Source organism: Actinomadura sp. 7K534, assembly GCF_004348575.1.
Taxonomy (GTDB): Bacteria; Actinomycetota; Actinomycetes; order Streptosporangiales; family Streptosporangiaceae; genus Spirillospora; species Spirillospora livida.
Window position 1 is genome coordinate 25,084 of record NZ_SMKB01000053.1, and the last position, 11,538, is coordinate 36,621.

The 11,538-nt window shown below is 71.8% G+C and carries 6 protein-coding genes; 4 read left to right on the forward strand and 2 right to left on the reverse strand.

Features of this window, described 5'->3' with window-relative positions; all coding sequences use genetic code 11:
- Window positions 1–170: 170 nt before the first annotated feature.
- Window positions 171–881 carry a haloacid dehalogenase-like hydrolase gene (locus E1266_RS13725; RefSeq protein WP_132046781.1) on the forward strand — a complete coding sequence of 237 codons (711 nt, stop codon included), beginning with the start codon at window positions 171–173 and terminating at the stop codon, window positions 879–881.
- 312 nt (window positions 882–1,193) lie between these two features.
- Window positions 1,194–3,149 carry an acetoacetate--CoA ligase gene (locus tag E1266_RS13730; protein ID WP_132046783.1) on the forward strand — a complete coding sequence of 652 codons (1,956 nt, stop codon included), beginning with the start codon at window positions 1,194–1,196 and terminating at the stop codon, window positions 3,147–3,149.
- 6 nt (window positions 3,150–3,155) lie between these two features.
- Here the strand turns inward: E1266_RS13730 and E1266_RS13735 are convergent, their stop codons facing one another.
- Window positions 3,156–3,758, reverse strand: coding sequence for a hypothetical protein (locus tag E1266_RS13735; protein ID WP_132046785.1), 603 nt, complete (start codon window positions 3,756–3,758; stop codon window positions 3,156–3,158).
- A gap of 228 nt (window positions 3,759–3,986) precedes the next feature.
- Here E1266_RS13735 and E1266_RS13740 point away from each other — a divergent pair, with 228 nt between their 5' ends.
- Together E1266_RS13740 and E1266_RS13745 are read left to right on the forward strand one after the other, a co-directional pair.
- A complete protein-coding gene (locus E1266_RS13740; protein WP_132046787.1) occupies window positions 3,987–5,630 on the forward strand; it encodes a serine/threonine-protein kinase in 1,644 nt (547 codons plus the stop codon).
- 188 nt (window positions 5,631–5,818) lie between these two features.
- Entirely contained in the window at window positions 5,819–10,660 is a 4,842-nt protein-coding gene (locus E1266_RS13745; protein ID WP_132046789.1) for an NAD-glutamate dehydrogenase, read from the forward strand.
- Between the two features lie 39 nt (window positions 10,661–10,699).
- Here E1266_RS13745 and E1266_RS13750 read toward each other — a convergent pair.
- A partial coding sequence (locus E1266_RS13750; RefSeq protein ID WP_207945626.1) for a hypothetical protein occupies window positions 10,700–11,538 on the reverse strand: 839 nt, incomplete at its 5' end.

Here is an 11,538-nt window from a genome sequence, read left to right on the forward strand (position 1 = left end):
GTGCCGTGGCGGGCGCGGGTGCGTGGTGGCCGCGCGGCGTCATTGCGGGCGGATGGTTGCGGAGGGTGGCCGGGAGGCCGGACGATAAGCTCGCCTCGCCGCCCCCGGCGGGGCGGGCCGGTGCCGGGGCGCCGCCCTTCCTCGTCCAACCGACCGCGCATGGGAACGGGATGTCGACGCTGAACCGTCTGGTGCTGTGGAACGTCGATCACACGCTGGTCGACGTCGGGCGGATCACCCGGGACGCCTACGCCGAGGCGTTCCAGCGGATCATCGGGCGGCCCCTCGTCCGCCTCGCGCCCACCCCCGGCCGCACCGAGTCCGAGATCATCTTCGAGACCCTCGCGTTCAACGACGTCGTCACCACCGACGACCACCTCCCCGCGTTCTTCGACGCCCTCACCGAGGCGTTCGCGAGCCGCCGCGCCGGCCTGCGCGAGCACGGCCGCGTCCTGGCCGGCGCCCGCGAGGCCGTCGAGGCGCTCGCCCACGTCCCCGGGGTGGTCCAGTCCGTCCTGACCGGCTCGCTGCAGCCGAACGCCGTCCTGAAGGTGTCCGAGCTGGGCCTCGCGGGCCACCTCGACCTGGCCGCCGGCGGGTACGAGAACGGCGTCTACAGCAAGGCCGCCCTGCTGGAGCTCGCCCGCACGCGCGCCGGCGAGCGCCACCGCGCCCGCTACCCGGAGTCCGCCACCGTCTACATCGCCGACTCGCCGCGCGACGTCCAGGCCGCGCACATCGCCGGCTCCCCGATCGTCGCCGTCGCCACCGGCAGCGCCACCGCGGCCGAGCTGCGCGCCGCCGGCGCCGAACGCGTGCTGTCCACCCTCGCCGACACGAACGCCGTCGTCGGCGCCGTCGCCGACCTGACCCGCATCTGACACTCCGGCTCACCTCCCGGGAACGCAGCCGCTCGGCTGAGCTCCCGTCAACGGTGCCGGTGCGCCCCAGCGCGGGGAAGGGGAACGCCATCATGTGGATAACCCCTCGGCGGCCCGGCCATGTGGGGGCGGAGGATTGTCCGGAACGCGAGTATGTGAGGATTCGGGATTGCCCGTGGATGGGTCTGTGACCTGCGATGGGTCGTGGAGCCGATGGCGATCGGCAGGCGGATTCCGGAGTTGCGCGGCGTGCCGCGCGCGGCCGATATTGAGGTTGGCCGCGCGCAGCCGGCGTGTCGGGGAGGGAGAGAGATGACCCGTGAGCTTGCTGAGGGTTCGGCGCTGTGGCAGCCCTCGGAGGAGGTCGTCGCGAACGCGCGGGTGACCCACTTCGTCCACTGGCTGTGGGAGCGAGGCGTCCTCACGGAGACCTACGACGACCTGTGGCGCTGGTCCGTCACGGAGGTCGACGCGTTCTGGGACGCGATCTGGTCGTACTTCGAGGTCGTCGGTGAACGCGGCGGCGGCCCCGTCCGGGAGGGCGGGCCCATGCCGGTGGACGGCCTCAAGTGGTTCCCCGGCGCGACCGTCAACTACGCGGCGAACGCGCTGCGCCGCGCGGAGGACGCCCCGGACGACACCGCCGTGATCTTCCGCTCCGAGGCGGGCGGGCACCGCGTGCTGACCTACCGGGAGCTGGCCCTGCACGTGGCGGAGGTACGCGCGGGCCTGGCCGAGCTGGGGGTGGGCAAGGGCGACCGGGTCGCCGCCTACCTCCCGAACATCCCCGAGGCGCTCGTCTGCTTCCTGGCCGCGGCGTCGCTGGGCGCGATCTGGTCGTCCTGCTCCCCGGACTTCGGGTCCTCCTCGGTGATCGACCGCTTCGCCCAGATCGAACCGAAGGTCCTGATCGCGGTCGACGGGTACGCCTACAACGGCAGGCGGTTCGACCGGCGCGAGATCGTCGGCGAGATCGAGGCCGCGCTCCCCACCCTGGCCGCGACCGTCCTCATCCCCTACCTCGACCCGGCCGCGACCACCGACGGCCTGCGCGCGGGCATGCCCTACGCGGACCTGGCCCGTCCCGGCGGCGGCCCCCTGGAGTTCGAGGACGTCCCGTTCGACCACCCCCTGTGGGTCGTCTACTCGTCCGGCACCACCGGGCTGCCGAAGCCGATCGTCCACGGCCACGGCGGCATCGTCCTGGAACACCTCAAGGCCCTGACGTTCCACCAGGACCTCGGCCCAGAGGACGTCTTCTTCTGGTACACCACCACCGGCTGGATGATGTGGAACTACCTCATCGGCGGCCTGCTGGTGGGCTCCACCATCGTCATGTACGACGGCGCCCCCCTCGACCTGTGGACGCTCGCCGCGGAGAACGGCGTCACCTACATGGGCGTGGGCGCCCCCTACATCACGGCCTCAGCCAAGGAGGGCCGCCGCCCCGGCGAGGAGCACGACCTGTCGGGCCTGCGCGGCATCGGCTCCACCGGCTCCCCGCTGCCGCCCGAGGGCTTCGCCTGGGTCTACGACGCGGTCGGCGAGGACCTCCTGCTCGGCTCGTTCTCCGGCGGCACCGACCTGTGCACCGGCTTCGTCGGCCCGTCGCCGCTCCTGCCGCTGCGCGCCGGCGTCATCCAGTGCCGCGGGCTGGGCGCGAAGGTCGAGGCGTTCGGCGACACCGGCGACCCGGTCATGGACGAGGTCGGCGAGCTGGTCATCACCGAGCCCATGCCGTCCATGCCGGTGTTCTTCTGGAACGACGAGGGCGGCGACCGCTACCGCGAGTCCTACTTCGACATGTATCCGGGCGTGTGGCGCCACGGCGACTGGGTGAAGATCCTCCCGGACGGCGGCTGCGTCATCTACGGACGCTCCGACTCAACGCTCAACCGCGGCGGCATCCGCATGGGCACGTCCGACTTCTACCGCGTCGTCGAGGCGTTCGAGGAGATCACCGACAGCCTCGTCATCGACACCGGCCGCCTCGGCCAGGAGGGCCGCCTCCTCCTCTACATCCAGCTCGCCGAGGGCGCGTCCCTGGACGACGACCTGCTGGGCCGGCTGAAGCGGGAGATCCGCTCGGCCCTGTCGCCACGCCACGTCCCGGACGAGATCCACGCCGTCCCCGGCATCCCCCGCACCCTGTCGGGCAAGAAGCTGGAGGTCCCCGTCCGCAAGATCCTCCAGGGCACCCCGGTCGACAAGGCCGCCAACCGGGACTCCATGGCCAACCCCGAGATCCTCGCCCACTTCACCCCCTGACCCGCTTCACCCGGCGGCCCCGCGGGAGGCGGCGTAGGCGAGGATGTCGCGGCGGCGGTACAGGCGGCGGACGCGGCCGCCGCCGAGCGGTTCGACCTTCGCGGGCTCGGGCCACCCGGCGGGCGGCCGCTTCGGGTAGACGGTGACGCTCGTCTGTGCCAGGCCGAGGATGCGGGCGGCGTCGGCGAGGGTGACGAGTCCGTCCGGGTCCTCCTCGGGCGGGCGCTCCCCGAGGGCGGTGTACCAGGCCGTCCAGGCGGCCTCGTCCCAGTACATGGCCTTGCCCGCGCGGTGCGCGACGTCCGGGTGGCCGTTCGACGCGCGGTCCGCCCAGAGCTGCTTCAGACGGTGGCGGCTCACATTGTGGCGGGCGGCCAGCTGGTCGCGGGTGGCCAGACCGGGCGGGACGCCTCCGGACCGGTGCGCGGCGTACCAGCGGTCCCAGGCTTCGGCGTCCCAGACGAGCTGCGAGCCGGCCGTCCCGGCCGCTTCCGGGTGTCCGTTGGCCGCCCGCTCGCGGAACCACTTCTCCAGAGTGCTGCGCCCGAGCCCGTGCGCGTCCATGATCTCCGCCCGGGTGTAGACGCGGCGGCCGTCGAGCATCGTCATGGTTTCAAGTTTGGCCTGTGTGACACGTTACTCGGCTGTATCGCTGGGGCATGGGAGAGGTTTATGGTTGGTCCCCCGGCCAATCGTGTTCCAACGGAAGCGGTGGGTCAGATCGCTCCGTATTAACGCAGGACCGGGTGAACTTCCCATGGGCCTCGCGCGTCACACAATCGGAGGGTGATCCGGGTCCACGGGGGCCCGTCGATCGAGAGAGGGACGGTTCCACGCATGGAGGTTGGGGCGCTGCGGTCCGGAGACCCGGATCGGCTCGGTCCGTACGCCCTGATCGGCCGGGTCGGCGAGGGCGGCCAGGGGACGGTCTACCTGGGCACGGACGAGAACGGCCGGCAGGTCGCGATCAAGCTGCTGCACGCGGAGCTGACGTCCGACGACAAGGCGCGCGCCCGGTTCCTCCGGGAGCTGGAGGTCGCCAAGAAGGTCGCGCCCTTCTGCACCGCCCAGGTCATCGACGCGGACGCGGACGGCGACCGGCCCTACATCGTCAGCGAGTACGTCCGCGGCCCGTCGCTGAACCAGCAGGTGCTGGAGGCGGGCCCGCTCGGCGGCGCCGGGCTCGACCGGCTCGCCGTCGGCACCGCGACGGCGCTGTCCGCGATCCACCAGGCGAACATCGTCCACCGCGACTTCAAGCCGCACAACGTGCTGCTCGGCCCGGACGGCCCGCGGGTCATCGACTTCGGGGTCGCGCGGGCCATCAGCGGCGGCACCACGCTCACCAGCCGCGTGATCGGCACCCCGTCCTACATGTCGCCCGAGCAGATCGCGGGCGACGAGGTCGGCACGCCGTCCGACGTGTTCTGCTGGGCGGCGACCCTGGTGTTCGCGGCGACGGGGGAGCCCCCCTTCGGCCAGGACACCATTCCCGCCGTCATCAACCGGATCCTGCACGAGGAACCCGAGCTCGGCGACCTGCACGGGCCGCTGCGCGAGCTGGTGCTCGACTGCCTGGAGAAGGACCCCGCGGACCGGCCGGGCGCGCGGCAGGTGCTGATGCGGCTTCTCGGCCACGAGGAGAGCTCGCCGGCGGCCGCCGCCGCGCGGCCCGCGCGCGCCTCCGGCGGTACCGACGAGACCGCGATGCTCGCCGCCGGCTCCGTCCGCGCCGCCGAGATCGGCGGCGACGACGACGTCTTCGAGCCCGACCCGGTGTTCGGCGACGACCCCGTGTTCGACGACGACGATCCGGCCTACGACGACGAGCCCGTCTTCCGCGACCCGGAGGCCCCGGCCGCGGCGGCCGCCTTCCACGGCGCCGGAGCGGACGGCGACGACCCCGCCGCGACCGACGCGAAGGGCCTGGAGCCCAGGCTCCTGCCGACGCCCGCCGATTGGTCGGCCGACGACACGCTGCCGCCCGCACTCGCCGGCGGCAAGGGCGGCGGCGGCGGGCGCGGGCTCCGCGAGAAGCTCGCCGGTTCGAGCCGCTCGGCCGTGCTCGCCGGAGCCGCCGCGCTGTTCGTGGCGATCGTGGTGATCTCGTCCGTCCTCGCGCTCAGCTCCGGCGACAACGGCAAGGCGGGGCAGAAGGTCAGCGACCCGAGCGCCCCGCCCGCGCCGACCGACGTCGTGCCCAGCACGTCGGAGCCGACGATCAGCGAGGAGCCCGTCCGGCAGCAGCCGGTCGCCCCCTCCTACACCCCGTCGCCCAGCGAGAGCCCGTCCGAGAGCCCGTCGCCGTCCGGCAGCCCCGCCCCGAGCAACTCGGCGCCCACGACGACGCCGACCGGTTCGTCGCCGCCGCCGAGCACCGGGACGCCGCCGACCGACCCGGAGGACCCGCCGACCGACCCCGAAGAGCCGCCGGGCGGCGGCGGAGGCGACCCCGGCACCGGCGGCCAGGACGCCGGCTGACGCCCCGGCGTCGCCGCCGGGGTCCATTTTCGGTCGTCTCCGCCGGGTGACCGCGTCCCGCCTGGCAGGGTGGGACAGGCCACGATGACCTCGCGGCCGGGCAGGTCGGCTTTGCGGCGATTCCTGGTTACGCTGGCGCGTGAGCGTCGCCACAACGGGGTGGCGAAGGGTCTCTAGGGGAGTTGTTGATGAGCGGCATGCTCGATTCGGCGAAGGACGACCTGCTCCGGCGGGCCGCGGAGACGTGCGCGCAGCGCCCGGGGCCGCGCGGCGCGGACGTGGAGGAGACCTTCGCCTACCTCCGGCTCTACTACCGGCACGTCGCCCACGAGGATCTGGCCACCAGGGATCCGGCCGACATCTGCGGCCCCGCGCTGGCGCACCGGACGCTCGGCGAGGAGCGCCCCCAGGGGCGCGCGAAGGTCCGCGTCTTCACCCCGACGCTGGAGGAGTACGGCTGGGACCCGGGCCACACGGTCGTCCAGGTCGTCACCGACGACATGCCGTTCCTCGTCGACTCGGTGACGATGGAGATCGCCCGGCACCACCTCACCACCCACCTGATCGTCCACCCGCTCCTCGGCGTGGACCGCGACGTCGCCGGCCACCTGAAGGCGTTCCGCGGCAAGCTCGACAGCGACACCGACGTTGACGAGTCGTGGATCCACATCGAGATCGACCGCACCAGCGACCGGGCCGTCCTGGACGGGCTGGAGCGCGACCTGCTGCGCGTCCTGCAGGACGTCCGGGTCGCCGTCGAGGACGAGCCGAAGATGCGCGCCAGGGCGGGGGAGATCGCCGCCGCCATCGAGAAGGACCCGCCGCCCCTGCCCGCCAAGGAGCTCGCCGAGGGCGTCGAGCTGCTCGACTGGCTCGCCGACGGGCACTTCACCTTCCTCGGCTACCGCGACTACACCCTCACCGACGACGGAAGCGCGCTGCGGCCCGAGCCCGGCACCGGGCTCGGCATCCTGCGCAGCGACACCCGCGAGTCCGGCAGCTTCGCCGCGCTGCCGCCCGAGGTGCGGGAGAAGGCGACCGAGAAGCACCTGCTGGTGCTCACCAAGGCGAACTCGCGGTCCACCGTCCACCGCCCCCTGTACCTCGACTACATCGGGGTGAAGAAGTTCGACGCGTCCGGCGAGGTCGCCGGCGAGCGGCGGTTCCTCGGCCTGTTCACCCACGTCGCCTACAGCGCGTCGATCGCGCACGTCCCCGTCCTGAAGCGCAAGCTGGACGAGGTGCTGGAACTCGCCGGGTTCACCCCCGACAGCTACGACGGCCAGGACCTCATCGAGATCCTGGAGAGCTACCCGCGCGACGAGCTGTTCCAGATCTCCGTCGACGACCTGCTGCACATCGCGCTCGGCGTGCTCCGCCTCCGCGAGCGCCGCCAGCTGCGGCTGTTCCTGCGCAAGGACCTGTACGGCCGCTACATGTCCTGCATGGTGTACCTGCCGCGCGACCGGTACACCACCAAGGTGCGGCTGCGCATCCAGGAGCTGCTGAGGGAGGCGTTCGAGGGCGTCAGCGTCGACTACAGCGCGAACGTCACCGAGTCGATGCTGGCGCGGCTGCACGTCGTCGTCCGCGGCGAGCGCGGCCGTCCGCTGCCCGACGTGGACGTCGCCGACCTTGAGGCCCGCCTCGCCGCCGCCACCCGCTCCTGGGCGGACGACCTCGCCGACGCGATCCTGGAGCAGTGCGGCGAGGAACGTTCCGGAACCCTCGGCCGCCGGTACGGCGACGCCTTCCCCGAGGCGTACAAGGCGGACTTCCCGGCCCGCACCGCCGTGGCCGACCTGCGCCGCCTCGAAGACCTCGGCGCCGACGAGGACACCTCGATCAACCTGTACGAGCCGTACAGCGCCGGGCCGGGCGAGCGCCGGATGAAGATCTACCGGCTGGGCGAGCCGATCTCGCTGTCGCGGATGCTGCCGCTGCTGCACAACATGGGCGTCGAGCTGATCGACGAGCGGCCCTACGAGATCGTCACCGCCGACGGGCGGCGGTTCTGGATCTACGACCTCGGCCTGCGGTACGCGCCGCCCGCCGACGTCCCCGAGGACGCCGTGAAGGGCCTCTTCCAGGAGGCGTTCACCCGGCTGTGGGGCGGCGAGATCGAGAACGACGGCTTCAACGCCCTCGTGCTGCACGTCGGGCTGCACTGGTGGCAGGCCATGATCCTGCGCGCCTACGCCCTGTACCTGCGGCAGACCGGCACGACGTTCTCCAAGCGCTACGTCGAGCAGGTGCTGCTGCGCAACGCGTCCATCACCCGGCTGATCATGCGGCTGTGGGAGAGCCGCCTCGACCCGTCGATCGCGGGCGGCGAGGAGGAGCGCAGCGCCGGGATCACCGAGGAGATCCGCGGCAAGCTGGACGAGGTCGCCAGCCTCGACGAGGACCGGATCCTCCGCGCCTACCTGGCGCTCGTCCAGGCCACCCTGCGCACCAACTACTACCAGGGCAAGCCGTACCTGGCGATGAAGTTCGACCCGCAGGCCATCCCGGACCTGCCGGAGCCCCGGCCCACCTACGAGATCTTCGTGTACTCGCCGAAGGTCGAGGGCGTGCACCTGCGGTTCGGGTCGGTGGCGCGCGGCGGGCTGCGCTGGTCCGACCGGCGCGAGGACTTCCGCACCGAGATCCTCGGCCTGGTCAAGGCGCAGGCCGTGAAGAACACCGTGATCGTCCCGGCGGGCGCGAAGGGCGGCTTCGTCGGCAAGCAGCTCCCCGACCCGTCCGTCGACCGGGAGGCCTGGCAGCAGGCCGGCATCGCCTGCTACAAGGACTTCATCTCCGGCCTGCTCGACCTCACCGACAACCTCGTGGACGGCAAGGTCGTCCCGCCGCCGAACGTCGTCCGCCACGACGGCGACGACACCTACATGGTCGTCGCCGCCGACAAGGGCACCGCGACGTTCTCCGACCTCGCCAACGAGGTCGCCGCGGAGTACGGCTTCTGGCTCGGCGACGCGTTCGCCTCCGGCGGCTCCGTCGGCTACGACCACAAGGGGATGGGCATCACCGCCCGCGGCGCCTGGGAGTCGGTCAAGTACCACTTCCGCTCCCTCGGCACCGACGTCCAGCGGGAGGACTTCACCGTCGTCGGCATCGGCGACATGTCCGGGGACGTCTTCGGCAACGGCATGCTCCTCTCCGAGCACATCAGGCTCGTCGCGGCGTTCGACCACCGGCACGTCTTCGTCGACCCCGACCCGGACCCGGCGACGTCGTTCGCCGAACGGCGCCGCCTGTTCGAGCTGCCGCGCAGCAGCTGGGCCGACTACGACACCTCGCTGATCTCCAAGGGCGGCGGCGTGTTCCCCCGCACCGCCAAGTCCATCGCGGTGACCCCGGAGATGACCGAGGCGCTCGGCCTCGACGACGGGGTGAAGACCCTCACTCCGTACGAGCTCATCAAGGCCGTCCTCAAGGCGCCGGTGGACCTGCTGTGGAACGGCGGCATCGGCACCTACATCAAGTCGTCCATGGAGAGCAACGCCGACGTCGGCGACAAGGGCAACGACCCAGTCCGGGTCAACGGCGCCGACCTGCGCTGCCGCGTGGTCGGTGAGGGCGGCAACCTCGGCGTGACGCAGCTCGGCCGCATCGAGTACGCCCTCGGCGGCGGCCGCATCAACACCGACTTCATCGACAACTCCGCCGGCGTCGACACGTCCGACCACGAGGTCAACATCAAGATCCTGCTCGACCAGGTGGTGCGGGACGGCGAGCTGACCGGCAAGCAGCGCGACAACCTGCTGTACGAGATGACCGACGAGGTCGGGCGGCTCGTCCTGCGCGACAACTACGGGCAGAACGTGGTGCTCGCCGCCTCCCGCGCGCAGGCCCCGGCGATGCTGCACATCCACGCCCGCTACCTGCGCAAGCTCGAACGGGACGGCCGGCTCCAGCGGCGCCTGGAGTTCCTCCCGGAGGACAAGGCGCTCGCCGAGCGGCGGCAGACCGGCCTCGGGCTCACCGGTCCCGAGTTCGCCGTGCTGCTCGCCTACGCCAAGCTCGCCCTCGACCACGACCTCGCCGCGTCCGACCTGGCCGACGACCCGTACCTGGAGTCCTGGCTGGTCGACTACTTCCCGACGCCGCTGCGCGCACGGTTCCGTGACTACATGGACCGGCACCCGCTGCGCCGCGAGATCATCACGACCGCCGTGGTGAACGACCTGGTCAACGCCAGCGGCTCCACGTTCGTGTTCCGGATGAACGAGGAGACCGGCGCGTCGTCGTCCGACATCGCCCGCGCCTACCTCGTCGCCCGCGACGTGTTCGACATGCAGCGGTTCTGGCAGTCCGTGGAGGGCCTGGCGCACCAGGTCTCGGAGGCCACGCAGATCGCGATGCTGCTGGAGGCGCGCAAGCTCACCGAGCGTGGCGCCCGCTGGCTGCTGCACAACCGGCGGCCCCCGTTCGACATCCACGAGTCGATCGACTTCTTCGGCGGCGGCGCGGCCGCGCTGCGCCCCCACGTGTCGAAGCTGCTGGTCGGCCTGGACCTCGCCGCGTTCGAGCAGCGCCGCGACGGCTTCGCGGAGCGGGGCGTCCCGGACGAGCTGGCCGAGCAGTGCGCCTCGTTCGTCCCGGCCTTCTCCACCTTCGACCTGGTCGGCATCGCCCATGAGACGGGCCGCCCCGTCGAGGAGGTCGCCGAGGTCTACTTCGACCTCGCGGACCGCCTGCAGCTGTCCCGGCTGCGGGAACGGATCATCGCGCTGCCGCGCGACGACAAGTGGCGCTCGATGGCCCGCTCCGCCCTCCGCGACGACCTGTACACGGCGCACGCCGCGCTCACCCATGACGTCCTGGTCACCAGCGCCGCCGGCCTGAACCCGGACGAGCGCATGCTCCACTGGGCGGAGAAGAACAAGCCCGCGCTCCAGCGCGCTCAGCAGACGCTCAGCGAGATCTGGGAGAGCGACAGCTTCGACCTGGCGACCCTGTCGGTGGCCCTGGGCGCAATCCGCACCCTGGTGACCGCCAGTTCCCTCCCGTCCACGGAGTCCTGAGCGGCCCGGCCTGCGGCGTGCCACCCGGCACGCCGCAGGTCACCGGGCGGCAACGAGCGAGACCGACTCGCCCAGGACGCGCCCCTTCCCGGACTCGGGCGCGTAACCGATGACCAGCCACTGCCAGGTCGTCCGCACCGTCTCACCCGGTTCGTCGCCGTTCTTCTCCAGGTGGACCCGGACTTCTTCCGGAAGCGTGGACGCCTCACCTCCCGCCAGCGTCTTCTCCTCCTTCACCGCGTACCAGACCAGCACCCCGCCGTCCTCGGTCCGCAACGCGTAAGACTCACCTGGACCGGGCGTGACCGCCCCGCGCTCGACCGTCCAGTCACCCATCTCCTGATCCCTGGCATTGGACGTGTAGCTGTCAGGGATCAGCGCATCATCATCGCCGCCGAGATAACGGGCATGCGCCTTTGGCAGCCCGGACTCGGAAGCGGCCAGCACGTACCCCTCTTCGTCCCGCGCGAGCTGCGGCGGCCGCCCCTTGAACGTCAGCCAATGCGCAGCCCGCCACTCGCCCGCGGCATCGTCCTTGACGAAAACCCCGAGCACCTGCCGGTCACCCCCATCCGACCGCTCCAGGGCGGCCACCCCGAACCACCTGGGGTATTCACTCTGGCGAGGCACATAGAAAACCGGATTGGCCAGCGAGATCCGCGCCGATTTCGGCAACTTCCCAAACCTGCGAGCACGCGCGGTAACGGGCGCTTCCAGCGCCCCCGTCACCGCGTCCTGCCAAGGTTCCACGTCCTCCGAAGTGACCGCCCGATTATGCCGCTCCGCCCACTCCCGCAAAACCGTGAGCGACTCCTCCGCGGCAACTGCGGGACCGGCCACGACCCCCGTCTCCCGAGCCCCGCCACCACTCCCCGAAC